22 protein-coding genes and 1 pseudogene are annotated in these 24488 nt (G+C 71.5%); 6 read left to right on the top strand and 17 right to left on the bottom strand.

The window, feature by feature from the left end:
• Nucleotides 1–7: 7 nt before the first annotated feature.
• From KUM32_RS09040 to KUM32_RS09065, 6 genes are all read right to left on the bottom strand, one after another.
• Complete coding sequence (locus KUM32_RS09040; protein ID WP_217141284.1) at nucleotides 8–1345, bottom strand: CpaF family protein; 1338 nt, start codon at nucleotides 1343–1345, stop codon at nucleotides 8–10.
• Between the two features lie 33 nt (nucleotides 1346–1378).
• Nucleotides 1379–1753 (bottom strand): TadE/TadG family type IV pilus assembly protein, encoded by a 375-nt coding sequence (locus KUM32_RS09045; protein WP_217141285.1) that lies wholly within the window; start codon nucleotides 1751–1753, stop codon nucleotides 1379–1381.
• A 1-nt stretch (nucleotide 1754) separates the two neighbouring features.
• Nucleotides 1755–2084, bottom strand: coding sequence for a pilus assembly protein (locus tag KUM32_RS09050; RefSeq protein ID WP_254405231.1), 330 nt, complete (start codon nucleotides 2082–2084; stop codon nucleotides 1755–1757).
• 248 nt (nucleotides 2085–2332) lie between these two features.
• Nucleotides 2333–3586 (bottom strand): AAA family ATPase, encoded by a 1254-nt coding sequence (locus KUM32_RS09055; protein ID WP_217141286.1) that lies wholly within the window; start codon nucleotides 3584–3586, stop codon nucleotides 2333–2335.
• 8 nt (nucleotides 3587–3594) lie between these two features.
• Nucleotides 3595–4302: a Flp pilus assembly protein CpaB gene (gene cpaB, locus KUM32_RS09060; RefSeq protein ID WP_217141287.1), complete on the bottom strand. Its 708-nt coding sequence runs from the start codon at nucleotides 4300–4302 to the stop codon at nucleotides 3595–3597.
• Between the two features lie 83 nt (nucleotides 4303–4385).
• The gene (locus tag KUM32_RS09065) at nucleotides 4386–5309 is read right to left on the bottom strand and encodes a hypothetical protein (protein ID WP_217141288.1); all 924 of its coding nucleotides are present in this window, start codon (nucleotides 5307–5309) and stop codon (nucleotides 4386–4388) included.
• A gap of 439 nt (nucleotides 5310–5748) precedes the next feature.
• Here KUM32_RS09065 and KUM32_RS09070 point away from each other — a divergent pair, with 439 nt between their 5' ends.
• Nucleotides 5749–7449 (top strand): chitinase, encoded by a 1701-nt coding sequence (locus KUM32_RS09070; RefSeq protein ID WP_217141289.1) that lies wholly within the window; start codon nucleotides 5749–5751, stop codon nucleotides 7447–7449.
• A gap of 80 nt (nucleotides 7450–7529) precedes the next feature.
• On the opposite strand, the gene KUM32_RS09075 is transcribed toward KUM32_RS09070, so the two are convergent.
• Together KUM32_RS09075 and KUM32_RS43335 are read right to left on the bottom strand one after the other, a co-directional pair.
• A complete protein-coding gene (locus tag KUM32_RS09075; RefSeq protein WP_254405273.1) occupies nucleotides 7530–8432 on the bottom strand; it encodes a hypothetical protein in 903 nt (300 codons plus the stop codon).
• Between the two features lie 169 nt (nucleotides 8433–8601).
• A pseudogene (locus KUM32_RS43335) lies at nucleotides 8602–8808 on the bottom strand (ATP-binding protein); the annotation flags it as partial.
• Between KUM32_RS43335 and KUM32_RS09080 the strand changes: the two are divergent.
• Nucleotides 8794–9198 (top strand): hypothetical protein, encoded by a 405-nt coding sequence (locus KUM32_RS09080; RefSeq protein ID WP_254405274.1) that lies wholly within the window; start codon nucleotides 8794–8796, stop codon nucleotides 9196–9198. The pseudogene KUM32_RS43335 and the gene KUM32_RS09080 overlap by 15 nt on opposite strands.
• 168 nt (nucleotides 9199–9366) lie before the next feature.
• Here KUM32_RS09080 and KUM32_RS09085 read toward each other — a convergent pair whose 3' ends face one another.
• From KUM32_RS09085 to KUM32_RS09115, 7 genes are all read right to left on the bottom strand, one after another.
• Complete coding sequence (locus KUM32_RS09085; RefSeq protein WP_217141290.1) at nucleotides 9367–10005, bottom strand: hypothetical protein; 639 nt, start codon at nucleotides 10003–10005, stop codon at nucleotides 9367–9369.
• A 209-nt stretch (nucleotides 10006–10214) separates the two neighbouring features.
• Entirely contained in the window at nucleotides 10215–11540 is a 1326-nt protein-coding gene (locus tag KUM32_RS09090; RefSeq protein ID WP_217141291.1) for an Nramp family divalent metal transporter, read from the bottom strand.
• A gap of 67 nt (nucleotides 11541–11607) precedes the next feature.
• A complete protein-coding gene (locus tag KUM32_RS09095; protein ID WP_217141292.1) occupies nucleotides 11608–12273 on the bottom strand; it encodes a hypothetical protein in 666 nt (221 codons plus the stop codon).
• Between the two features lie 76 nt (nucleotides 12274–12349).
• Nucleotides 12350–13828 carry a GntP family permease gene (locus KUM32_RS09100; protein ID WP_217141293.1) on the bottom strand — a complete coding sequence of 493 codons (1479 nt, stop codon included), beginning with the start codon at nucleotides 13826–13828 and terminating at the stop codon, nucleotides 12350–12352.
• Between the two features lie 113 nt (nucleotides 13829–13941).
• Nucleotides 13942–14352 (bottom strand): RidA family protein, encoded by a 411-nt coding sequence (locus tag KUM32_RS09105; RefSeq protein WP_217141294.1) that lies wholly within the window; start codon nucleotides 14350–14352, stop codon nucleotides 13942–13944.
• A complete protein-coding gene (locus tag KUM32_RS09110; RefSeq protein WP_217141295.1) occupies nucleotides 14349–15113 on the bottom strand; it encodes an IclR family transcriptional regulator in 765 nt (254 codons plus the stop codon). The genes KUM32_RS09105 and KUM32_RS09110 overlap by 4 nt, the downstream gene beginning before the upstream one ends.
• Complete coding sequence (locus KUM32_RS09115) at nucleotides 15110–16147, bottom strand: sugar kinase (RefSeq protein WP_217141296.1); 1038 nt, start codon at nucleotides 16145–16147, stop codon at nucleotides 15110–15112. The genes KUM32_RS09110 and KUM32_RS09115 overlap by 4 nt, the downstream gene beginning before the upstream one ends.
• 171 nt (nucleotides 16148–16318) lie before the next feature.
• Between KUM32_RS09115 and KUM32_RS09120 the strand changes: the two genes are divergently transcribed.
• Both KUM32_RS09120 and KUM32_RS09125 read left to right on the top strand, forming a co-directional pair.
• Nucleotides 16319–17620, top strand: a complete 1302-nt coding sequence (locus KUM32_RS09120) for an amino acid deaminase (protein WP_217141297.1) — start codon at nucleotides 16319–16321, stop codon at nucleotides 17618–17620.
• 18 nt (nucleotides 17621–17638) lie between these two features.
• Nucleotides 17639–19249: an amidohydrolase family protein gene (locus KUM32_RS09125; protein ID WP_217141298.1), complete on the top strand. Its 1611-nt coding sequence runs from the start codon at nucleotides 17639–17641 to the stop codon at nucleotides 19247–19249.
• Between the two features lie 12 nt (nucleotides 19250–19261).
• On the opposite strand, the gene KUM32_RS09130 is transcribed toward KUM32_RS09125, so the two are convergent.
• Nucleotides 19262–20089, bottom strand: coding sequence for a serine protease (locus tag KUM32_RS09130; RefSeq protein ID WP_217141299.1), 828 nt, complete (start codon nucleotides 20087–20089; stop codon nucleotides 19262–19264).
• A 300-nt stretch (nucleotides 20090–20389) separates the two neighbouring features.
• Between KUM32_RS09130 and KUM32_RS09135 the strand changes: the two genes are divergently transcribed.
• Both KUM32_RS09135 and KUM32_RS09140 read left to right on the top strand, forming a co-directional pair.
• Nucleotides 20390–21601 carry a pyridoxal phosphate-dependent aminotransferase gene (locus KUM32_RS09135; RefSeq protein WP_217141300.1) on the top strand — a complete coding sequence of 404 codons (1212 nt, stop codon included), beginning with the start codon at nucleotides 20390–20392 and terminating at the stop codon, nucleotides 21599–21601.
• 98 nt (nucleotides 21602–21699) lie between these two features.
• Nucleotides 21700–22122, top strand: coding sequence for a hypothetical protein (locus KUM32_RS09140; protein WP_217141301.1), 423 nt, complete (start codon nucleotides 21700–21702; stop codon nucleotides 22120–22122).
• A gap of 359 nt (nucleotides 22123–22481) precedes the next feature.
• Here the strand turns inward: KUM32_RS09140 and KUM32_RS09145 are convergent, their stop codons facing one another.
• Nucleotides 22482–24302, bottom strand: a complete 1821-nt coding sequence (locus tag KUM32_RS09145; protein WP_217141302.1) for a phosphoenolpyruvate carboxykinase (GTP) — start codon at nucleotides 24300–24302, stop codon at nucleotides 22482–22484.
• Nucleotides 24303–24488 lie beyond the last annotated feature (186 nt).

The raw sequence follows: 24488 nt of genomic DNA on the forward strand, positions 1-24488 counted from the left end.
GCGGTTCCTACCTGGCTTCTCGGGTGGCGAGCTGGTCCGCGGTGTGGGCCACACCGAAGGCCTGCGGGATGGGCTGGCTCGCCATGTAGAGGCGGTCGGCGGCGCGGCGCGGGAGGGGGTGGTACTCGAAGGCGCCGTGGACGCGGCCGTCGGCGGACATCGGCCGGGCGTTGAAGCGGGCGACCGTGGCCAGGCGGTACGGCTCGCCGCCGTGGCTGGCCAGCAGGGCGATCTCCGTGATGCGCCGGGCGCCGTCGGCGAACCGGGTGAGCTGGACGATGACGTCGACGGAGCTGTTGATCTGGTCGTGCAGGGCGACGAAGGGGATCTCCACGTCCGACATGGAGGCAAGGGTCTGGAGGCGCATCAGGGCGTCCTCCGCGCTGTTGGCGTGCACGGTCGCCAGGGAGCCGTCGTGGCCGGTCGACATCGCCTGGAGCATGTCCAGGGACTCGCCGCCGCGGACCTCACCGACGACGATGCGGTCGGGACGCATGCGCAGCGAGTTGCGGACCAGGTCGCGGATCGTCACCCTGCCCTGGCCCTCGACGTTCGGCGGGCGCGACTCCAGGCGGATGACGTGCGCCTGCTGGAGCTGGAGTTCCGCCGAGTCCTCGATGGTGATGATGCGCTCGGTCTCGGGGATCAGGCCGGAGAGGGCGTTGAGGAGGGTGGTCTTTCCGGTGCCGGTCGCGCCCGAGACGATGATGTTGAAGCGCGCCTGCACCAGTCCGGCCAGCAGGTACAGCATGTGCTCGTCGAGCGAGCCGAGGCCGATCAGCTCCTGGAGGGTGAAGGAGCGCGGGAAGCGTCGGATCGTGAGCGTGGCGCCGGTCAGCGACAGCGGCGGGATGATGACGTTGACGCGCTCGCCGGAGGGCAGGCGGGCGTCGACCATCGGATTCGACTCGTCCACGCGGCGGTTGACCGTCGAGACGATGCGCTCGATGGTCTGCATCAGCTGGTCGTTGGAGGCGAAGCGGAGGGGGAGCTGTTCCACGCGGCCGCCGCGCTCGACGAAGATGGCGTCGGGGCCGTTGACCATGATCTCCGTGATCGAGGCGTCCTCCAGCAGAGGTTCCAGGATGCCGAGGCCGAGGGCCTCGTCCACGACCCGGCGGATCAGCTGGGAGCGCTCGACCGTCGACAGGACCGGGCCCTCACGGCTGATGATGTGCCCGAGGACCCGTTCCAGGCGGGCGCGGCGCTCGGCCGTCGCCAGCGAGCTCATCTCCGCCAGGTCGATCTCCTCCAGGAGCTTGGCCCGGTAGGAGGCGACGAGGTGTCCGTCCTCGCCCCGGCTGCCGTGCTCCTCGGGAGTGTGGATGCGTGCGCGCAGGCTCATGCGTCCGGTGCTCCTTGCTCCTCGTTCACGACGTCACTCCCCCGCCCGGTGGTCGAGGGGCATCGTGGCGGTCTTCCGGGCGGGGTCGAACTCCCAGCCGGGGACGATGGAGGGGATCTCGACGGTGGCGGTGACGGTGACCTCGTCGCCCCCTTCGGCGGCCCCGCAGGCGGTCCCGTCGGCCAGCCAGTCGCTGACCGCCGTCACGCACGCCTCCTGCGCGCTCCGCTGGAGCGAGGCCCCGCGGGCACCGGCGCGGGCGGCGGTGCCGGCCTGCTGGGCGGTGTACGCGATGAGGCCGAGCTGGACGGCGGCCATGGCGACGATGACCAGGACCGGCAGGAACCCGAGGTACTCGACGGCCACCTGGCCCCGGTCCCTCGCGCGGGCGCGCACGGAGTACGGCATGTCAGTCGTCCTCCTCCTCGACGGCTCCCGCGTGGCCGTGCACGGTGAACGGGAAGCTGACCATGCCCGGGAAGAGGATGGGTACGTCGATCCGCACGTCGGCGGTGACGTAGCCGCCCGCGGTGCCGCAGTCCACGCCGGCGCCCCCCTCCCACGCGTCCGGCAGCTTGTCCCGGCCCGCGTCCTGGCAGGCGCCCTGCCGTGCGCCCGGGGAGGCCGCCGTCGCCGCCCGTACCGCCTCGTCGGCAGCATTACCCGCGAGCGTGTACGTGTATCCCACGAGGACCAGTTGCCACAGCACCACCAGCGTGACGATGATCGTCGGGGTCATGCCGAGGAACTCGATGGTGACCTGACCACGATCCCGGTCGGGCGCCCGGCCCAGGGCCCGGCTGGAGCCCCGGCCCGGGGCCCGGCTGGAGTCCCGGCCCAGGGCGCGGCTGAGGCTGCGGCCGAGGGCCTGGCCGGAACCCTGGCCCAGGCACCGACCGGGCCCCTGGCCCTGGCACCGACCGGACCCCCGGCCCAGGTGCCGACCCGGCCGTCGGCCCCTTCCCCGTCCCCGGCCGCGTAAGGCGCTCATCCCGCGCCGTCCTTCCGGCGGCGGAAGCTCACCGACCCGCGGTCGCCGCGGAGCCGGCCGCCCTTGCGGTCGGTCTCGGGTGCCCTGGCCAGGCCCAGTTCGCCGGCGAGGGCCCACAGGGCCTGTTTCACCGTGCTCCTGCCGTCCAGTTCGTGGAGGCGGCCGGAGTCCACGGCCCCCTGGAGCTCCTTGAAGTTGGCGGGGACGGCCGTGCCCGCGAGCAGCGTGCCGGTGATCTTCCGGATCAGCGGGGGCTGGATCTCCGTGCCCCGGGTGTGCCGGTTGACCACCACCGTCGTCTCCTCCGCCTTGCGGATCTGCAGCCGGTCCCACATCCGCACCGCCCGCTTGGCACCCCGTACGGCGACCACGTCGGGGGTGGTGACCAGCAGTGCCGTGTCGGCCATCTCCACGGCCGCCGCGCCGGCCCCGCCGAGCTGGGCACCGCAGTCGATGACGACGACCTCGTAGCGGGAGCGCAGGGCGCTGACGATCTGGCGTGCGGCGCGGTCGGTGACCTCCTCGCCGCGTTCGCCCTCGCCGGGGGCGAGCAGCAGGGAGAGGCCGCTGTCGTGGCGGAAGACGGCGTCGGCGAGGACGCGCGGGGAGATGTCGGTGATGGCGGCCAGGTCGGCCACGGAGCGGCGGAACTGGACGTCCAGGAAGGAGGCCACGTCGCCGGCCTGGAGGTCCATGTCGACCAGTGCCGTGGGGCGGCCCGACGCCTGCGCCGCCAGTGCCAGGTGGATGGCGGTCAGCGTCGTGCCCACGCCGCCCTTCGCGCCGCTGACCGTCACCACGGTGCCGCCGGCGCCGGTGAACACGTCGCCGGCGCTGCCGAGGTGCCGGCGTACGCCCACCGACCACTGGGCCACCGCCTGGACCCGGCTGGCCAGTTCCTCGTAGCCGAGCGGCAGGCCGACCAGGCCGCGGGCGCCGTAGTCCATGGCGGCCTGGAAGAGGCCGGGGGCGGGGTCGGAGGTGACGAGGATGACGCCGACGGCCGGGAAGCGGAGGGCGACCTCGCGGATCAGCTCCAGGGCGGGTACGGGGCCGATGCGCTCGTGGACGACGACGACCTCGGGCAGTTCGTCGACCGACTCGGCGGCGAGGCGGGCGAGGGTGTCGACGAGCTGGGTGGAGTCGACGACCGGGGCCACCGGTTCGGCGTCCGGGAGCTGGCTGAGCAGGGTCGTGATGGACCGTACGGCGTCCGCGTCGCCGACTGCCGGGAGGATCCTCGTGGGCATACGGGCTCTCACTTGTCCTTCGCGAGTTCGTACGTCCGGTCCTTGTCCGGGACCGTGGTGTCGCTGCCGGGCGCCACCAGCGCGAGCCGGACCCGCTGGGCGAACGACTCGGCGTAGGTGATGCGCTGGGCGTCGATGGTGGACAGTGCGAAGGTGATGGGGACGGCGTCGGTGGGTTCCCGGTCGCGGCTGTTCTCGTCGGGCTTCAGGGAGGTGAGGTCGCCGACGTCGATGACTTTCGCGTGGGACACGATGATCTTGGACTGGGCGGGGTCACCCTCACGCTCTCCCTCGAAGGTGGCGTACACGTTGACGGTGGAACCCGGCGTGATCTTGCCGGCCACACCGGTCGCCGCGTCGATCATGATGGCGACCTCCTGCTGCCCGGGCTGCAGGGCGGGCTGGTCGACGACCATGTCGCTCTGCAGCAACGAGCCCTTCTTCAGCGTCGTCACGGCGATCTTGCCGCGGACCTCGTCGAGGTCGGTGACGGCGTTCTTCGACAGCCAGCGCTCGGGCATCTCGACCTTCTCGAACTGCCCGGCGCCGAGGGGCGTGTAGGGCTGCACGTCGGTTCTGAGCCGGTACGCGGTGACCTCGGGGCCGACCTTGGACTGCACGTCGTCGATGACGGCCAGCACGCCGGCGAAGGCGCCGAGGGCGCACAGGACCGACAGGATCAGCAGGATGATGCCGCGGCGCTGACGGGAGTTCATGTGCCGTGCAACCTCATTGGGGAATCGGTCGGACCGGGACGGGAGTCGGGCGGACTGTGCGATACGGGCGGCGCGGTACGGACCTACCCTGGGAGGGCTCGTCTCTCACGGCGATGACCGAGTGCGGGGTCGCGGCGGTGGCTGGGAGCGGGGTCCCGGCGGTGGCCGGGGACGGGGTCGGGGCGGGCGTCGACCGGGGGCGTCGCGGAGCAGAACACACAGCGGTCGCCGATGACGTCGATGCCGCACCAGTGGCATCTGCTCTGCCGCACCGACGTGACCAGTTGGTAGAGGACCGACAGGTCGGGCAGGTAGGCGCAGAACTCGGTCAGTCTCCCGGTCCCCCACCAGCCCGCCGACTCGGCGGGCAGCGGCGTCTCGCGCAGTCCCTGCACGCGCCAGGAGGGGGCGAGGGTGCCGGTCACCCAGTCGGACGGCAACTGGCCCTTGGCGACCAGCAGCCAGGTGCCGAACTCCGGGCCGTCGAGGGCCGCTTCGGGCCCGATCCTCACCAGCTGCGGCACCGGGTGGGCCACGACGCCGAACTGGCTCCCCGGCACCCAGGACTTGGCGTGCGACTTCAGGCCCACGGGAACGTGGTCGAGCCGGGCGACGGAACCGAGCAGCGCTCCGGAGTGGATGTAGTGGGTGAGCAGCCGGCCCGCCGAGGCGAGGACGCCGGGGCTGAGGTCGCAGGAGGCCAGCTGCCGTAACTGGCGGGCGAGCACGGCGAGGCCGAGCGGGGGCAGGGACGGCCGGAACAGCGCGATCCGGTCGGTCTCCAGGAGGGAACGGACGGTGCGCAGCCGGCGTTCCACTGCCGGGGAGGCGGCCTGTGAGCACACCACGATGACGTGCCCGTGCTGGTCGACCAGCGACTGCAGCTCGGCCAGCACCCGCTCCAGGGGGCGCCCGTCGACGTCCTGGAGCACGACAGCGGGCAGCGTCCGTTCGTCCTGTGGCGGCAGTGCCAGGTCGGCACTGGTCACGGCAATGGCAGTTGGCACGCGCGGCTCCCCGTCTCCCCATGCCCGTCGGTCTGCCGGCGTTACTCCGGCCCACCCGGATGACTTCACTGCGTGACTACCTGAGCACTGTATCCACGCGTCTGTGGCCGGAGAACAGCGTTTCTGTAGCTCTGGGACAACTCGTGGGGCACAAGTGCGCCAAAACGGGGCAGGCCGAGCATTTCCCGGCCGCCCCCGCGCCCCGCGGGGCCGCCCCCGCGCCACACCGGGCCGCCCCCGCGCCCCGCAGGGCCACCCCCGCGCCACACCGGGCCGCCCCCGCGCCCCGCGGGGCCGCCTCCGGCCCGCACCAATTCCACGGCCGGGCGGGGAACTTGGTCCGAACCTTCCTCTTGACACCCTCAATTGGTCTGGACCACCTTGTATCTCAGCGGTGGCCACCGTCCCCATCCCTCCCCACTCCCCACCGGAGGCCCCAGTGGACCCCGTACGCAGACGGCGCAGGCGCCGGCTCGGCACCTGGTCGGGTGCCGTCACCGCCGCCCTGGCCCTCACCGTCACGGCCGTCGGCCAGGCGTCCGCCGCGGACGTCAACAACGCGAAGAACGCCGGCTTCGAGTCCGGCCTGAGCAACTGGACCTGCTCCGCGAGCAGCGGCACGACTGTCTCCTCCCCGGTGCACGGCGGCTCCGCCGCGCTCAAGGCGACGCCGAACGGGCAGGACAACGCCCGGTGCTCCCAGACGGTCAAGGTGAAGCCCAACTCGACCTACACGCTGAGCGCGTGGGTCCAGGGCGGCTACTCCTACCTGGGCGTGACGGGCACGGGCACGACGGACGTGTCGGCCTGGACCCCGGACTCGGCCTCCTGGAAGCAGCTGTCGACGAGTTTCACCACCGGCTCCTCGACGTCCTCGGTGACGGTGTACACGCACGGCTGGTACGGGCAGTCGGCCTACTACGTCGACGACCTGTCCGTGTTCGGCCCCGACGGGGGCGGCGGCGACGGCGAACCGGAGCCCACGATCCCGGCCGCCCCGGCCGGCCTGAAGGTGTCCGGTACGACGTCCTCCTCGGCGTCGCTCGCCTGGAACGCGGTGTCGGGCGCCACCGGCTACCACGTCTACCGCGACGGCACGAAGGTGACCGCGGTGACCGGCACGTCGGCCACGGTGACCGGCCTCGCGGCCTCGACGTCGTACTCCTTCCAGGTCACGGCGACGAACGCGGCCGGCGAGTCGGTGAAGTCGGCGGCGGTGACGGCCCGGACGACGGAGCGGGGCGACGGCGGCGACCTACCCGAGCACGCGGTGACCGGGTACTGGCAGAACTTCAACAACGGGGCGACGGTCCAGAGGATCTCCGACGTGCCGTCCGCCTACGACATCATCGCGGTGGCCTTCGCCGACGCGACCACGACGCCGGGCGCGGTGGCCTTCCACCTCGACTCGGCCGGGCTGGGCGGCTACACGGTCGACCAGTTCAAGGCGGACGTGCGGGCCAAGCAGGCCGCGGGGAAGAAGGTCATCATCTCGGTGGGCGGCGAGAAGGGCACCGTCTCGGTGAACGACTCGGCCTCCGCCACCAACTTCGCGAACTCGGTGTACTCCGTCATGCAGGAGTACGGCTTCGACGGCGTCGACATCGACCTGGAGAACGGTCTCAACGCGACCTACATGACGCAGGCCCTGCGCGCCCTGTCGGCGAAGGCGGGCCCGGACCTGATCCTCACGATGGCGCCGCAGACCATCGACATGCAGTCGACGTCCGGTTCGTACTTCCGGACCGCGCTGAACGTGAAGGACATCCTCACGGTCGTCAACATGCAGTACTACAACAGCGGTTCGATGCTGGGCTGCGACGGCAAGGTGTACTCCCAGGGCACGGTCGACTTCCTCACCGCCCTGGCCTGCATCCAGCTGGAGAACGGCCTCGACCCGTCCCAGGTCGGCCTCGGCCTCCCGGCCTCCACCCGCGCGGCCGGCGGCGGCTACGTCTCCCCGTCGGTGGTCAACGCCGCCCTGGACTGCCTGACCAAGGGCACGAACTGCGGCTCCTTCAAGCCGTCGAGGACGTACCCGTCCCTGCGGGGCGCCATGACGTGGTCCACGAACTGGGACGCGACGGCGGGCAACGCGTGGTCGAACGCGGTGGGACCGCACGTGGACGCGCTGCCGTAGCTTCGGCCGGTCACCGGTCGTGCGGCTGTGCGGCTGTGCTCCCTGCTGCGGCGGCGGCAGGGAGCACAGCCGCACACGGCTCAGTCGCCCCGTCCGATGTTCCCGCTCGGCAGGAACTTCTGGCGTACCCAGAGACTCAGCAGCACCGTCCCACCGACCAGCAGCGGGACCGGATCACGGGCAGCGGGAGCCAGCACGTGTCCCAGCGCCGTGACCGTGCAGACCGTCAGGGGAACGAACGCCGCCGCCCCCTCCATCCCCCATCGCAACGTCGGCCTCGCCATGCCGAGGACGCTCGCCCCGCCGGGCAGCCACGGGCCGGTGGCCAGCACCACGAGGCCCGCGGCCCTGTAGACGTCGGCCATCTGTCCAGCCATCACTCCTGGGACGTGCGGACCGACCGTCCACAGCCGCAGGGTGTCGCCGACCAGCATGAGGGACAGTCCGACGATCCCCGCCCACAAGGTGGCTCTCCGGTCGCTGCGCACGAGACGGCACAGGGCCAGCAGAAAGCTGAGGAACACCAGCTCGGCGGCCCACAGGACTCCCACCATCCCCTCCCCCAGCCGCCAGCCGCCACCGGTCCCGCTCAGCAGGACCCATCCCGCCATGAACAGGGCCCCCGCCGCGACGAACCCGTCGAGCACTCGCCGCAGCAGCACGGGCCGGCCGGTACCGGCATCGGCCGCGACCACCAGACCGGCCGCCCCCAGGCCGACCGCCAGCGTCGCTCCGACCGCCACCACCGACTCCAGCAGCGATCGCCCGCCCCGCCCCGCCTCCGGTGGGTTTACGTAGAGCACGTCCGCCACCACCCGGTAGACGCCGCCGGCCACCGCCGAACCTCCCAACAACAGCAGACGCGTCCGCACCCGTCCGCTCGTGCACCGCGCGCGCAGCGCCAGCGAGACCGCCAGCGCGCAGCAACCGACGGACGGCCCGAAGGACACCATCCGCGCCACCGCGCTCCCCAACCCCGACATCAGGTGAGCCTTTCGCCGGTCCCGTCCACAGGGCCCTCGTTCCGGCCCTGGGGTCCACTCACAGAACGTAGAAGACCCGCCGCCCGCCCCGAACCGATCAGTGGGCCCGTTCACCCGTACCGCGTACGACGAGAGATCACCGGATGACGCGCCGCCGTGACCCACGCCGTCAAGGCGCCCCGTACGCCGCCGCACTCACCCTCGGCAGGGTCGCCCACATGCGTGTGCCGCCACCCGGCTCCCGCGCCTCGCCGAAGCCCCAGCTCCCGTCGCAGGCGCGGCAGACGCAGGCCGGGACGCGGAGGGCAGCGCGGCGGCGGGCGTCGCAGGCGGTGGCCAGGCGGGGGCTGGTGTGGCGAGGGTGGCTGTCGTAGGCGGCAGGCGACGCGCATGCGCACCATTCACATCGCGCACGTTCCAGGGCTACTGCACACCAGCGACCACGCCCAACAGCCCGAAGCCGTCGCGGTCGGCCGCGCCCCGCACCGAGCGGCCCGAGGTCTCCGGGAAGTCGGGCGGCGACACGCTCGCCGCGCTGCTCCCCGAGAAGCTGGACGTCGTCGCGCACGGCGGGCAGGAGTCGGAGTACGCGTACGTCGTCGTGGACGACGGGCGGGCCCGCAACCTCGTCCAGATCAACGTCCAGTACGGCATGGCCGACGGCGCCGGGCAGTTGTACGCCGGCGGGGAGATCCTGCCCGACGGCACGCGTCTCGTCACCCGGCAGGAGCCCGGCGAGAAGGCCGGTCCCGACGTGGTGATGTGAACCGTGGAACACGCTGCGCCCCGGCCCCGCCGGCTTCCGTGTGGTGATCAGCGCCTTCAACACCGGCGACCAGAACAAGGACGCCACCCGCGACGCTCCCGCTGTGAGATGGAGCAGTTGCGTGAGATCGCGCTCAGCGGACAGTGGGACACGCTGCGGTAGACCGACTCAAGGAGTGAAGGCCTTGATCCTCTCGTCCACCGCCCTGATCAGATCGTCGATCCCGCTGGCGGTACCGCCCGTGTGGATGTCCAGAAAGAACATCACGCCCTCCTGGGGATCGTTGGAGATCATGCCCTGGGGGTCGGAGATGCCCGCATCCTTGGCCGCCGCAAGCTGGTGCCTGATCCGCCGCATCCGGGTCACGTCGGACATCCCGTTGACGGCGTTGATGAAGGTCTTCGCACCACCGTGCTTGCTGAGCTGGAAGAACGTGCCTTCGACCCGCCGCGAGTGGATGACGGTCACCTGCTTGGACCCATTGTTGTCGTCGGTGTAGTTGGCTTTGTACGACTTCCACGGGGGCACGGGGACGCCGTGCCCAGCCGCCTTCGCCATCTCCGAGAGGACCGCGTTCGCCGTGGCTTCTTTTGTGTACATTTTGTACACATCCGAGCCTTTGATGTACAGGATCGCTTCCCGGGACTTCTTCTTGTCCGCTTCGTCCAGTTTCACCGTCGGGTACTTGACATTGCCCGTCGGCTCGATGAGGGCCCGTTGAACGACGTTTCGCGGCCGCCCGACCACCTGGGACACGGCTGCGTTGCCGACACTTCGCTGGAGCGCGCGCACCGTGCCGAACCCCATGCTCTCAGGCCCCGTCGGACGGACTCCCCCGGTGGGCTCCCTCCTGTCCGACGGTGGTCGAAGGCGAACCACGTCGGCTTGCCGCTCCTCGTTCTTTGCACGCATAGTTCCGGCATACCCGAAGCGGACCGCGCCTGCCATGTGTCCCGGGGCAGAAGTCCTGCCCCTCCGGGCGGCAGTCCGGGCATGCGGCGGCCCTTCCGGTCCCGCTACTGGAAGAACTCCGACCAAGGCTGGTCCCAGATCTGCTTCACGCACAGGACCAGGAACAGCAGGCCCGCGATGCCCAGCATGCCGTTGCTCAGCCAGCCGTTGCGCCATTCGGTGGGCGTGCGGGGGGAGTTGAGGAGCCAGACCAGGGTCAGGGCGAGGAAGGGCATGAAGGCCGCGCCCAGCACGCCGTAGATGACGACCAGCCGGAAGGGCTGGCCCTGGAAGAGCAGGACGACCGGCGGGAAGGTCAGCCAGAGCAGGTAGAGGCGGAACGGCCAGGAGCGCTCGCGTTCGCCGGAGGCGACCTTCTCGCCCGTCGCCTCCGTGCCGGCCCGCAGCCGGGCCACGAAGTCGGCGAACATCAGGCTGACGCCGTGCCAGACGCCGATGAGGGAGGTGAAGGAGGTGGCGAAGAAGCCGATCAGGAAGAACTTCGCCGTAGCCGTGCCGTACTCGGCCTCCAGGATGTCGCCGAGCTGGACCAGGCCCTTGTCGCCGCTCGCGATGGCGATGTTCGCCGAGTGGAGCAGTTCGGCGCCGACGAAGAGCATGGCGACGACGAAGACGCCGGTGGTGAGGTAGGCGACCCGGTTGTCCAGGCGCATCACCTTCATCCAGCCGGTGTCCGTCCAGCCCTTGGCGTTGACCCAGTAGCCGTAGGCGGCCAGCGTGATCGTGCCGCCGACGCCGCCGATCAGGCCGAGGGTGTTGAGGACGGAGTCCTTCTCGTCGGGGAGGACCGGGAGGAGGCCGGCGAACGCGTCGGCCAGGTTGGGGGTGACGCGGATCGCGAGGTAGACGGTCACCACGAACATGACGCCGACCAGGACGGTCATGACCTTCTCGAAGACCGCGTACTTGTTGAACCAGACGAAGACCAGGCCGACCACCCCGCAGGCCACGCCCCACCACTTGAGGTCCATCACGTCCGGGAAGAGCGCCTGGAGCGGGAGTGCGCTGGACGACATGGCCGCGGCGCCGTAGACGAAGCCCCAGACGACGACGTAGACGGCGAAGAACCAGGTCGTCCAGCGGCCGAGGCTCGCCCAGCCCTCGAAGAGCGTGCGGCCGGTGGACAGGTGCCACCGGCCGCACGCCTCCGCGAGGGAGATCTTCACCAGGCAGCCGATGACCGCCGCCCACAGCAGGGTGTAGCCGAAGTTGCTGCCCGCGATGAGGGTGGCCACGAGGTCACCGGCGCCCACTCCGGTCGCCGCGACGACGATGCCGGGGCCGATGTAGCGCCAGCTCGACTTACGGGGCGCCGAGTCGGCAGCGACCGGTCCGCCGGTTTCCGTGGTGTTGCCCGTGGTGTCCGTCATGCGGGTCAACAAAGCCCATGGTCGCCGGTGGGACAAGAGGGCGTGCGTGGATCTTCACTCGATGTGCTTAGTCCTTGGCACCCGAGCCGGGCTTCGCGTCGGACTTCGCCTCGGACTTCGCGTCGGACTTCGCCTCGGACTTCACGTCGTCCTGCGCGTCGTCCGCGTGTGACTCGTCCTTCGCCTCGTCGTCCTCGAAGTAGGCGTCCAGGACCTCGTCCAGGGCGGATTCCCACTCCTTGAAACGGCTCCTGGACGACGCCTCGATCTCGATCGGGTACCAGCGGCGGTCGGGCGTGTGCACCGTGACCGTGAACCGCTTGCCGAAGCGTCCCGTCTCCGTCTCGACGGCCCCGACCTCGTCCCAGCGGAACTCACAGGCCTGGTCGTCGAGGGACAGGCGTACGCCCTTGTGGTCGGCGACGATCCTGGCACGGCGGTCGGCCGCCTCGAACACAGGTCCGTCGGGAGCCTCCTCGTCCGGTTCCCCGGACGGCTCGACGGCATCCTCGACGGGCTCTCCGGCGGGCTCTTCGGCGGACTCGTCGACGACCGCGTCCGCCGCGTCCCGGGCCTCCTCGGCCTCGTTCTCCGCCTCGGCCTCCGCCTTCGCCTTCGCCGGTGTCCCGTTCCCGGGTTCACCGGTCACGGGCGCGGTGAGCCCGGGGATGAATGCCGGGTCGAATCCGGCGCCTTCCAGGGGCTGGCTGGTCGATCCTCTGCGCTGCTCCACAGCGGGCAGTATGCTCGACGATCCTGTGCCGGACACAGCCAGCCCCGACTTCGTTATCAGACGCCAACACACGCCCCTACACGAACAGGCTCAGCACCGCCGCCACCGCGAACCCGGCGACCGACAGCACGCTCTCCAGGACGGTCCACGTCTTGAGGGTGTCCCGTTCGCTGATGCCGAAGTACTTGGCGACCATCCAGAAGCCGCCGTCGTTGACGTGCGAGGCGAAGATCGAGCCGGCCGAGATGGCCATGATGACCAGGGCGACGAAGGCCTGGGAGTGGTCGCCCTCGGCGAGCAGCGGGGCCACGATGCCCGCCGTCGTCACGATGGCCACCGTCGCCGAGCCCTGGGCGACCCGCAGCACCAGGGAGATCAGGTAGGACAGGACGATCACCGGCAGGCCGACGTCGTTGAAGGTGTCGGAGAGGGCCTGGGCGACGCCGCTGCCCTTGAGGACGGCGCCGAAGACACCGCCGGCACCGACGACCAGCAGGATGTTGCCGACCGGCTTCAGCGAGGCCGTCGAGACGGTCTCCAGGGACTTGCGGGACCAGCCGCGCCGGATGCCGAGCAGGTAGTAGGCGAGGAACAGGGCGATGGTCAGCGCCACGAACGGGTTGCCGAAGAACTCGATCACCGAGCGGGTGGTGGACGGGTCCAGGGCGATGGAGGAGAAGGTCGCGGCGAGGATGAGGAGCAGCGGGGTGCCGATGATGCCGAGGACCGTGCCGAGCGGCACCGGCGTCTCGCGCGGCGCGACACCGGCCTTGCGCTGCTCGTCGATGACGGCCTGCCTGGCCTCCTCGGCGGCCTCGACCATGTCCTGCGGTACGGGCACGAAGATGCGGCGGCCGATCCAGGCGGAGTAGGCCCAGGCGGCGAGCACGGCCGGGACGCCGCAGACGACGCCCATGAGGATCACCCAGCCGAGGTCCACCTTCAGCAGTCCCGCGGCGGCCACCGGGCCGGGGTGCGGCGGCAGGAAGGCGTGGGTCATGGACAGGCCGGCGAGCAGGGGGAGGCAGTACAGCAGGACCGACTTGCCGGACCGTTTGGCGGCGGCGTAGACGATGGGCGCGAGGACGAAGATGCCGACGTCGAAGAAGACCGGGATGCCGAAGATCAGGCCGGTGAGGCCCATGGCGAGGGGGGCGCGCTTCTCGCCGAACAGGCCCAGCAGGCGGGAGGCCAGCACCTCCGCTCCGCCGCTGACCTCGAGGATCGCGCCGAGCATGGTGCCGAGGCCGATGATGATGGCGACGTGACCGAGGATGCCGCCCATGCCGGACTCGATGGTGGAGACGGCGTCGGACTTCTGGACGGTGCCGAAGAGTTCGGTGACCGACAGGCCGGCGAGCAGGCCGACGGCTATGGAGACGGCGAGCAGCGCGACGAACGGCTGGAGCCGCACCTTGATGATCAGGAAGAGCAGGAGCGCGATGCCGACCGCGGCGACGGTCAGCAGGCCCGCCGTGCCGTCGATCAGGGCGAGCAGACCGCCGGTGTGCGGTGGGGTCTCGGCGGCGGCGAACTGGAGGGACACAGGGGGCATTCGGGGGTCCTCTGGGTGAACACACGCGGCTTTCGGGCAGGGAGGAGCGCGGCACGGCGCCCCGGGGTGGCGGGCGCCGTGCCGTTCGGAGACAGGCGGGTGGAGAAGAGGCGTTAGCCGAGGACGGCGAGCGCGTCGATCTCGATGAGGAGTCCGGCGGGCAGACCGACGTAGACGGTCGTGCGCGCGGCGGGCGGCTGGGTGAGGCCCTGCTCCTCGAAGTAGGCGTTGTAGATCTCGTTCATCTCGGCGAAGTGGTCGACGTCCGTGAGGTAGACGCGGATCATCATCACGTCGTCCCAGCCCGCGCCGCCCTCCTCCAGGATCGCCTTGACGTTGGCGAGGGTCTGGAGGGTCTGCTCGCGCAGGGTCGGACCGGCCGGGGTGGGGGCCTTGCCCTCCTCGTGGGGGAGGAAGCCGACCTGGCCGGCGACCTGGAGGATGTTGCCCTTCCTGACGCCGTGGGAGAACTTCGCCGGGGGGACGGTGTGGGTCGCGGGGGTGAGAGCGATCTTGTCGGTCATGTGGTGACTTCCTTGACTGGGGTCCTGCCGGAGTACTCGCCGCTGATGGCGTCCGCCGTGCGGCGCACCAGCGGGAGCAGGGTGAGGAGTTCGTCGGCGGTGACGACGACGTTCGGCGCGGAGACCGACATCGCGGCGACCACGCGGCCGTCGGCGCCCCGGATGGGCGCGGCGACGCAGTTGATGGACTCCTCGTGGCCGCCGAGGTCGGTGGCCCAGCCCTGTTCGCGCACCGTGGCCAGCTCCTTGAGGAAGGCGTCGGCGTTCGGTGTGGAACGGGCCGTGTAGAGGGGGTAGTCGAGCTTCTCGACCACGGCTCGGCGCTCGTTCTCGGGGAGGTCGGCGAGCAGCAGCTTGGCCACGGCCGCGACGGTGAGGGCGACGGGCTTGCCGATCCGGGAGTACATGCGGACCGGGTAGCGGCTGTCGACCTTGTCGATGTAGATGACCTCGTCCTCCTCGTGGACGGCGAGGTGGACGGTGTGTCCGACCTGCTCGTTGAGGCGTACGAGGTGGGGGTGGGCGATCTCGCGGACGTCGAGGTTCTCCATCGCCTCCTGGGCGAGGGAGATGAGCCGGGCGCCGAGGCGGTAGCGCTGGTCGGACTGGCGGTAGACGAAGCCGTGCTCGTGCAGGGTGCGCAGCAGGCGCAGGGCCGTGGACTTGTGCACGCCGAGCCGGTCGGCGACCCGGCCCAGGTCGGCGGGGCCCTCGGCGAGCAGCGGCAGGATGCTGAGCGCGCGGTCGACGGTCTGGCTCATGGCGTGCGTACCTCCTCCTCGGCCCCTTCGTCGGCCTGTGTCCAGGCGGGGCCGAGTCGCAGTCTCCCCCACGCGGCGTCGTCGAGGGCGGCGAGGCGGTCGGCGTGGTCGCGGGCGGGGGGCGGGGCGAGGTCGCCGGGGACGGTGAGGGCGGCGGCGGCCATCAGGTGGCCGTGCCGCAGGCGGTCCCGGACGGGCAGCCCGCGCAGGGTGGCGGAGAGGAACCCGGCGGCGAAGGCGTCGCCCGCGCCGACGGCGGCGACGACGTCGACGGTGAGGGCGGGGACGAAGGTGACGTCCGTTCCGTGGAAGGCGGTGGCGCCGGCGGCGCCCTGCTTGACGACGAGCAGGTCGGGTTCGGGCAGCGCGGCGCGCACGGCCTCGGCGCCGTCCAGGCCCCAGGCCTCGTCCTCGCCGACGAACACGATGTCGGCGCCGCGTGCCAGCTCCAGCAGCACCCGGGAGCCGTCGCCGTCCCGCCACAGTCCGGGGCGGTGGTTGACGTCGAAGGAGACCAGGGGCCGGCCGGGGCGGCGGGCGGTCAGTTCGCGCATCAGGTCCAGGCAGTCGGCGGAGAGCGCGGCGGTGATGCCGGACAGGTGGAGGATCCGGCCGGCGCGGACGGCGTCCAGGTCCATGGTCGTGGTGGACATCGCGGAGGCCGCCGAGCCCGCCCGGTAGTACGCCACCTCGTGGGCGTCGGTGGCGCGGTCCCCCGCGGTGCGGAAGTACACGCCGGTGGGGCGGTCGGGGTCGCGGCGCACGGTGGAGACGTCGACGCCGTACGCGCCGATCGCCTCGACGAGGTGGTCGCCGAAGCCGTCGGCGCCGACCCGGCCGGCCCAGCGCGCGGAGTGTCCGGCGGCGGCGAGCACGCAGGCGACGTTGGACTCGGCGCCGCCGATGGCGCGGTCGAAGGAGGGGACGTCGGCGAGGCGGCCGGGGCGGGAGGGCAGGAAGGTGACCATGGACTCGCCGAGCGCTACGACGTCCACGACGTCGGGGCCGGTGTCACGGGGGCCGTCGGCGGTCACGATGGTGGGGCTCCTCGTCCTCTCGCGGGCCTCGGCGGATCCGTTGACCCCGCGTTGGCCGAGATGTTAGACAGCAGTAAGCGACATACGCAATGGTTGTTGCACATACTGCAACGACCGCGCAACAGCGTCGGGCACCATCCGCGCGACACCGCATCTCATGGAGGCTCCATGGCCGTCGACCCCGCCGCCGCCCCCGGCACCGAAGCCCTCGCCCGTCTGGCCGGGGAGCACGTCGACCACCGTTTCAAGGGCCTCCCGCCGGACGCCGACGGCCTGACCGTCGCCGAGCTGGCCGCCGAGCGCCGCAACCTCTTCACCGGCGGTTTCACCTCCCCCGTGCTGGCCCTCTCCGCCGAGCGCCTGGAGCACAACCTGGCGCTCATGGAGACCTACGCGGCCCGGCACGGCCTCGCCTTCGCGCCGCACGGCAAGACCTCCATGGCCCCGCAGCTCTTCCACCGCCAGATCGCGCACGGCGCCTGGGGCATCACCCTGGCCGTGCCGCACCAGGTGCGGGTGGCACGGGCCTTCGGCATCCGGCGGATCTTCCTCGCCAACGAGCTGGTCGACGCCGCGGCCCTGCGGTGGACCGCCGCGCAGCTGGACGCCGACCCGGACTTCCGCTTCGTCTGCTACGTCGACTCCGTGCGCGGCGTCGAGCTGATGGACGCGGCGCTGACGGACGCGGGCGCCGCCCGCCCGGTGGACGTCGTGGTCGAGCTGGCCGCCGGCGAGGGCGCCCGGACCGGGGCGCGCACCGAGGCGGAGTGCGCGGCGGTCGCCGACGCGGTGGCCGGCGCGCGGACACTGCGGCTGGCCGGTGTCGCCGGGTACGAGGGAGAGGTGCCGAAGGCCGACCCCACGCGGGTGCGCGCGTGGCTGCGGCGGCTGGTCGCCCTGGCCGTGGACTTCGACAGGGCGGGCCGGTTCGCCGGGTCCGGGCTCGACGAGATCGTGCTGAGCGCGGGCGGCAGTGCCTGGTTCGACGCGGTGGCCGACGTGTTCGCCGAGGTCCCCGGCCTCTCCCTGCCCGTACTGAAGCTGCTGCGCTCGGGCGCGTACGTCTCGCACGACGACGGGCACTACCGCGAGGTGACCCCTTTCAACCGCGTCCCCGACGAGGGCGCCCTGGAGCCTGCCTTCCGGCTGTGGGCCCAGGTGGTCTCCCGCCCCTCGCCCGAGCAGGCCTTCGCGAACGCGGGCAAGCGGGACGCGGCGTACGACCTCGACCTGCCGTTCGGCCAGGTGGTCCACCGGGACGGCCGCGAGCGGCCGGCGGCCGGCGTCACCGTGACCGGCCTGTCCGACCAGCACGCCTGGCTGCACACCACCCCGGAGGCGGACCTGGAGGTCGGCGACTGGGTGGGCCTGGGCCTGTCCCACCCGTGCACGTCGTTCGACAAGTGGCAGCTGATCCCCGTCGTCGAGGCGGACGGGACGGTCGTCGACTACATCCGTACGTTCTTCTAGAGCCTGGAGGAGGATCCGGTGGAAGAGCTGGTCATCCGGGACGCCGACGTCGTGGACGGCTCGGGCGCGGACTCCTACCGCGCCGACGTGGTCGTCGGCGGCGGGCGGATCGTGTCGATCGTCAAGGAGGCGGCGGCAGCGGGCTGCCAGCGCCCCCGGGCCCGCCGCGAACTGGACGCCGAGGGCCTGGTCCTGGCCCCGGGTTTCATCGACATGCACGCCCACAGCGACCTGGCGCTGCTCAGCGACCCCGACCACAGCGCCAAGGCCGCGCAGGGCGTCACCCTGGAGGTCATCGGCCAGGACGGGCTGTCCTACGCGCCGGTCGACGACCGCACCCTCGGCGAGGTCCGCCGCGCGATCGCCGGGTGGAACGGCCCCGGCGACGACGTCGACCTCGACTGGCGGTCGGTCGGCGAGTACCTGGACCGGCTCGACCGCGGCATCGCGGTCAACGCCGCCTATCTCATCCCCCAGGGCACGGTGCGCGCCCTCGCGGTCGGCTGGGAGGACCGGGCGGCGACACCGGCCGAGCTGGAGCGGATGCGCCGGCTGGTCGCCGAGGGCCTGGAGCAGGGCGCCGTCGGCATGTCGTCCGGGCTGACGTACACGCCCGGCATGTACGCCGAGGACACGGAGCTGACCGAGCTGTGCCGGGTGGTGGCCGAGTACGGCGGCTACTACTGCCCCCACCACCGCTCGTACGGGGCCGGAGCCCTCGCCGCGTACGAGGAGATGGTGGAGCTGACCCGCCGGGCCGGCTGTCCGCTGCACCTGGCGCACGCCACCATGAACTTCGGCGTGAACAAGGGCCGCGCGCCCGAACTGCTGGCGCTGCTCGACGACGCGCTGGCCGCCGGGGCGGACATCACCCTCGACACCTACCCGTACACCCCCGGCTGCACCACCCTCGTGGCGCTGCTGCCGAGCTGGGCGAACGAGGGCGGCCCGGAGCAGGTCCTCAAGCGGCTGGCGGACGACGACACCGCCGAGCGCGTCCGGCGCGACCTGGAGGAGACCGGCTCCGACGGCTGCCACGGCGTGCCCGTGGAGTGGGAGACGATCGAGATCTCCGGCACGGGCGACCCGGCCCTCGGTGAGTACGTCGGCCGTACGGTCCTGGAGTCGGCGCGGCTGCGCGGCGAGAGTCCGTGGGCGGTCGCCCGCCGGCTGCTGCTGACCGACCGGCTGGCGCCGACCATACTCCAGCACGTCGGCCACGAGGAGAACGTGCGCGCGATCATGCGGCACCGTGTCCACACCGGCGGCTCGGACGGCATCCTCCGGGGCAGCAAGCCGCACCCGCGCGCCTACGGCACCTTCCCGCACTACCTGGGCCACTACGTGCGCGAGCTGGGCGTGCTGTCGCTGGAGGAGTGCGTCGCCCACCTCACCTCCCGTCCGGCGGCCCGGCTGCGGCTGCCCGACCGGGGGCTGGTCCGGGAGGGGTACCGGGCCGACCTGGTGCTCTTCGACCCGGCGACGGTGGCGGCGGGCAGCACCTACGAGGAGCCGCGCCGGCTGCCGACCGGCGTCCCGCACGTCCTGGTGAGCGGGCGGTTCGTCATCGAGGACGGGCGGCGCACCGACGTCCTGGCGGGCAGGTCGGTGCGCCGCACGCCGCGCTGAGCGGGAGGCGGGTCACGGCTTGGGCAGGGTGCACCCGCTGCGGCCCAGGTCCAGTGTGTTGCCGGTGCCGAAGCAGGCGGGGATCTGGTAGGTCTGCTGGGCGTAGTTGATGCCCTCGCGGACGGTGACCGTGCCGTCGGCGTCGACCTCGCAGGGGTTGTTGTCGGTGCAGCGGGCGCCGTCCTCGTTGCCGGTGTTGTTGACCGCGACGACCTTGCCGGTGGCGTTGTCGACGACGGGGGACCCGGAGGTGCCGCCGATGGTCTGGCAGGCGGAGGTGTAGCGGACCGAGTCCTTCCAGGTCCACTGCCCTTCCTTGAGGCGGTACGCGAAGCCGTCGACGTTGCAGGCGTAGGTCCGCTTCCAGTAGCCGGACACGACGGTGATCGCGGTGCCGGCGACCGGGCGCGTGTCGTTGAGGGTGAGCGGACTGATCCCCCAGGAGGCGCGGATCTGGGCGTAGGTGCTGGTGAGCTGGTACAGCGAGACGTCCGTGTCGGTCATCGTCGCGTAGGCGATCCTGCTCGCGCGCAGGGTCCCGACGCGGGTGCCCGACGCGTTCAGCAGCCCGAAGGACCGGCTGGACGCCTGGTTCACGACGACCTCGCCGGCCGCGGGGAAGCCCGTCTCCAGGCAGTGCCCGTTGGACATCACCAGGGCGGGGTCGGTGTCCTGGGAGGCGGGAAGGCGCACGAGCGAGCCGGAACAGTTGCTGAGCGAGACGGTGCCCGCGAAGGTGACGGCCCGGGCGGCGGGCGCCGGGGCCGCCGCGACCGCCGGTGCCACGCCCACCCCGGTGAAGGCCAGGGTGGTGAGCGCGGCAAGGAGAGGCTTGTTCATGTGGGGTCCCCTCTTCGGACGCGAACGGCCGGAGATCTTCCGGCCCGCGTCTTGTCATGTGCATTGTTTTAGTGCCGGGGGTGCACGACAAGGAGAGGGACGAAAGACGGCCGAATGCGCGGCCTTGACGGGCGCGACGACGGTCCCGCGACCGCGCCCGGCCACACGTCCGGGTGAACGGCGGGACGCACGGGACAGGGGCACGAAGGGCGGTGAGCGGCCCTGCCGGCACCCGCCGCCGGGTCCCGCGTGGCGGACGACACGGCCCGTGGGGCGCAACCGGGTCGTAAGCTCACGGACATGCAGGTGATCCAGTCGACCAAGCTCGCCAACGTCTGTTACGAGATCCGGGGCCCGGTGCTCGAGGAGGCGATGCGGCTGGAAGCGGCCGGTCACCGCATCCTGAAGCTGAACACGGGCAACCCGGCCGCCTTCGGCTTCGAGTGTCCGCCCGAGATCCTGGAGGACATCCTCCGCAACGTCTCCACGGCCCACGGCTACGGCGACGCGAAGGGCCTGCTGGCGGCGCGCCGGGCGGTCGTCATGCACAACCAGACCCTCGGCATCGAGACGGACGTCGAGCACGTCTTCATCGGCAACGGCGTGTCCGAGCTGATCGTGATGGCGATGCAGGGGCTGCTGGACGACGGGGACGAGGTCCTCGTACCGGCGCCCGACTACCCCCTGTGGACGGCCGCCGTCTCCCTCTCCGGCGGTACGGCGGTGCACTACCGCTGCGACGAGCAGTCCGACTGGATGCCGGACCTCGCGGACGTGGAGCGGAAGATCACCGACCGCACCAAGGCGCTCGTCATCATCAACCCGAACAACCCGACGGGCGCGGTGTACGACGAGGCGGTGCTGCGCGGGCTGACCGACATCGCGCGCCGGCACAACCTGCTGGTCTGCTCCGACGAGATCTACGACAAGATCCTGTACGACGAGGCCACCCACACCCCGACCGCGGCGATCGCCCCGGACCTGCTCACCCTCACCTTCAACGGCATGTCGAAGGCGTACCGGGTGGCCGGCTACCGGGTCGGCTGGATGTCGATCTCCGGGCCGCGCGCCCACGCCGAGTCCTACATCGAGGGCCTGACGATCCTGGCCAACATGCGCCTGTGCGCCAACATGCCGGGACAGCACGGCGTGGTCGCGGCGCTGAGCGGGCGGCAGACCATCAACGAGCTGGTGCTGCCGGGCGGGCGGCTGCGCGAGCAGCGGGACGCCGCGCACGAGGCGCTGACCAGCATCCCGGGCGTGACCTGCGTGAAACCGAAAGGCGCGCTGTACCTCTTCCCGCGGCTCGACCCCAAGGTCTTCAAGATCAAGGACGACCGGCGGATGGTCCTGGACCTGCTGCGCCGGGAGAAGATCATGGTCGTCCACGGCACCGGCTTCAACTGGCCCGAGCCCGACCACTTCCGGGTGGTGACCCTGCCGACGGCCAGTGACCTGCGCGAGGCGGTGGGCCGGATCGGGAACTTCCTGGACGGTTACGGGCAGCCCTGACGCACCCCGGCCTCCTGCGAGACGTATCCCCGACCCCTCTCAATTTTAGATTGAATCTAATGTAGGATGGCTTCCTGAAGCAGTCAGGAGGCCGTCCCATGTACGAACCGATCCGCCGCAAGTCGGTCCACAGCACGATGGCCGGCACCGCCTCGGACTTCCCCCACCGGTCCCGGGAGGAGGAGCTGGACATCCAGCTCGCGGGCCACCTCGCGGCACTGCTCGCCGTCACGGACGAGCTGCGCGCGCTGGCTCCCGCCACCGACCTGGACACCGCGGCCGACCGGCTCGCCGCGCAGGTGGCCCGGCTGCGGGGAGGCCGGTCACCGGCCCGCGTGCCGGTGACCGCCGCCCGGCCCGAGCCGCACCTGGCGGCCCTGCACCGCCGGGCGCACACCCTGGCGGGCCGCGCCCTGGTGGTGGCCGCCTCCCGCGCCGACACGGCGGTCGCGATCCTGACCGCCGAGCGCATGGACGCACACGCCGCGGCCCTGGAGCCGCGCGAACTCGCGTCCCGCTGAGCCCGTTCCCCTCGGGCTCCCCCTTACGGCCCCGGTCCGCGCGCACCCGCAGCGACGCGCGGACCGGGCGCCACATCACCGGACGGAAGAACACCGCAGGACCGGAGCACAGCAGGCCGGGAACGCCGCAGGCCCGGAACACCGCAGGCCCGGAACACCGCAGGCCGGGAACGCCGAAGGGCCGGGTCCGGCGCACGCCTTTGTGCGGGGACCCGGCCCGGTCGGGGCTCCCCCGCGCTCCGGGGGTACTGCGAGCTACTGGAGCGCGGGGAGGCCCCCTCGCGGCCGGCCTTCGTGACGACTTCGCGGGTCAGGGCTAGCCGGACCGGCCGCGGAGCTGGGTGGGGGCGGGGTGACGGTCAGCCCAGGCGCCGCACCAGGGCCCGGTACTGCTCCCACAGTTCGGCGGGCGTGTGGTCGCCGAAGGTGTTCAGGTGCTCGGGGACGAGCGCCGCCTCCTCGCGCCAGACCTCCTTGTCGACGCTGAGCAGGAAGTCCAGGTCGGCGTCGGACAGGTCGAGGCCGTCGGTGTCCAGGGCCTCCTTGGTCGGCAGCACCCCGATGGGGGTCTCGACGCCGTCCGCCCTGCCCTCCAGGCGCTCCACGATCCACTTCAGGACGCGGCTGTTCTCGCCGAAGCCGGGCCAGACGAACCTGCCCTCGTCGTCCTTGCGGAACCAGTTGACGTAGTAGATCCTCGGCAGCTTGGCCGGGTCCTTGTCCTTGGCGACGTCGATCCAGTGGCCCATGTAGTCGCCCATGTTGTAGCCGCAGAACGGCAGCATGGCGAACGGGTCGCGGCGCAGCTCGCCGACCTTGCCCTCGGCGGCGGCGGTCTTCTCGCTGGCCACGTTGGCGCCGAGGAAGACGCCGTGGTTCCAGTCGAAGGACTCGGTGACCAGCGGTACGGCGGTGGCGCGGCGCCCGCCGAAGAGGATCGCCGAGATCGGCACACCCTTGGGGTCCTCCCACTCCGGCGCGATGATCGGGCACTGCGCGGCGGGCGTGGTGAAGCGGGCGTTGGGGTGCGCGGCGGGCGTGCCGGACTCGGGGGTCCAGTCGTTGCCCTTCCAGTCGGTGAGGTGGGCGGGGGTCTCCTCCGTCATGCCCTCCCACCACACGTCGTTGTCGTCGGTGAGGGCGACGTTGGTGAAGACGGAATTGCCCCACAGGGTCTTCATCGCGTTGGCGTTGGTGTGCTCACCGGTGCCGGGCGCGACGCCGAAGAAGCCGGCCTCGGGGTTGATGGCGTACAGGCGGCCGTCCTCGCCGAAGCGCATCCAGGCGATGTCGTCGCCGATCGTCTCCACGGACCAGCCGGAGATGGTGGGCTCCAGCATGGCGAGGTTGGTCTTGCCGCAGGCCGACGGGAAGGCGGCGGCGACGTACCTGGGCTCGCCGGTGGGCGGGGTCAGCTTCAGCACGAGCATGTGCTCGGCGAGCCAGCCCTCGTCGCGGGCCATGACGGAGGCGATGCGCAGGGCGTAGCACTTCTTGCCGAGCAGGGCGTTGCCGCCGTAGCCGGAGCCGTAGGACCAGATCTCGCGGTCCTCGGGGAAGTGCGAGATGTACTTGGTGCTGTTGCAGGGCCAGGGGACGTCCTCCTGGCCCTCGGCCAGCGGGGCGCCGAGGGTGTGCACGGCCTTGACGAAGAAGCCGTCGTCACCGAGCTCGTCCAGGACCGGCTGGCCCATGCGGGTCATGGTGCGCATCGAGACGGCGACGTACGCCGAGTCGGTGATCTCGACGCCGAGCGCGGACAGCGGCGAGCCGAGCGGGCCCATGCAGAAGGGCACGACGTACATGGTCCGGCCGCGCATGGAGCCGCGGAAGACGCCCTTCTCACCGGCGAAGATCTCCCGCATCTCGGCGGGGTCCTTCCAGTGGTTGGTCGGGCCGGCGTCCTCCTCCTTGGCGGAGCAGATGAAGGTCCGGTCCTCGACGCGCGCGACGTCGGAGGGGTCGGAGGCCGCGTAGTAGGAGTGGGGGCGCTTGACCGGGTCGAGCTTGCGGAAGGTGCCCTTCGCCACGAGCTCCTCGCACAGGCGCTCGTACTCGGCCTCGGATCCGTCACACCAGACCACGGCGTCCGGCTGGGTCAGTTCGGCGATCTCGTTCACCCACGAGATCAGTTCCTGATGGTCGGTGGGGACGGGGGGAGCCGCGATGTCGCGCGCCACGATTGCTCCTAGGTGAGGGTTTTTTGTTGGACGGCCCCGTGGGGGCTGCGACCCGGACGCGTGACGATGACCTCTTGGGCGCTCATCCGGTGTCGACCGCACTCATTTGATCATCCGACGCGAGCGCCCATCTGTCCAGAGGGCGTCACACCTGAGCGGCGTGACCATCGCCACGTGCCCGCATGA

This window comes from Streptomyces sp. AC627_RSS907, from assembly GCF_019049165.1.

Bases quoted from the DNA above. Each gene is read 5' to 3' on its own strand.
- KUM32_RS09040 (WP_217141284.1), bottom strand. From the start codon at position 1,345: ATGAGCCTGCGCGCACGCATCCACACTCCCGAGGAGCACGGCAGCCGG.
- KUM32_RS09045 (WP_217141285.1), bottom strand. From the start codon at position 1,753: ATGCCGTACTCCGTGCGCGCCCGCGCGAGGGACCGGGGCCAGGTGGCC.
- KUM32_RS09050 (WP_254405231.1), bottom strand. From the start codon at position 2,084: ATGACCCCGACGATCATCGTCACGCTGGTGGTGCTGTGGCAACTGGTC.
- KUM32_RS09055 (WP_217141286.1), bottom strand. From the start codon at position 3,586: ATGCCCACGAGGATCCTCCCGGCAGTCGGCGACGCGGACGCCGTACGG.
- cpaB (WP_217141287.1), bottom strand. From the start codon at position 4,302: ATGAACTCCCGTCAGCGCCGCGGCATCATCCTGCTGATCCTGTCGGTC.
- KUM32_RS09075 (WP_254405273.1), bottom strand. From the start codon at position 8,432: ATGTCGGGGTTGGGGAGCGCGGTGGCGCGGATGGTGTCCTTCGGGCCG.
- KUM32_RS09085 (WP_217141290.1), bottom strand. From the start codon at position 10,005: ATGGGGTTCGGCACGGTGCGCGCGCTCCAGCGAAGTGTCGGCAACGCA.
- KUM32_RS09090 (WP_217141291.1), bottom strand. From the start codon at position 11,540: ATGACGGACACCACGGGCAACACCACGGAAACCGGCGGACCGGTCGCT.
- KUM32_RS09100 (WP_217141293.1), bottom strand. From the start codon at position 13,828: ATGCCCCCTGTGTCCCTCCAGTTCGCCGCCGCCGAGACCCCACCGCAC.
- KUM32_RS09105 (WP_217141294.1), bottom strand. From the start codon at position 14,352: ATGACCGACAAGATCGCTCTCACCCCCGCGACCCACACCGTCCCCCCG.
- KUM32_RS09110 (WP_217141295.1), bottom strand. From the start codon at position 15,113: ATGAGCCAGACCGTCGACCGCGCGCTCAGCATCCTGCCGCTGCTCGCC.
- KUM32_RS09120 (WP_217141297.1), top strand. From the start codon at position 16,319: ATGGCCGTCGACCCCGCCGCCGCCCCCGGCACCGAAGCCCTCGCCCGT.
- KUM32_RS09130 (WP_217141299.1), bottom strand. From the start codon at position 20,089: ATGAACAAGCCTCTCCTTGCCGCGCTCACCACCCTGGCCTTCACCGGG.
- KUM32_RS09135 (WP_217141300.1), top strand. From the start codon at position 20,390: ATGCAGGTGATCCAGTCGACCAAGCTCGCCAACGTCTGTTACGAGATC.
- KUM32_RS09140 (WP_217141301.1), top strand. From the start codon at position 21,700: ATGTACGAACCGATCCGCCGCAAGTCGGTCCACAGCACGATGGCCGGC.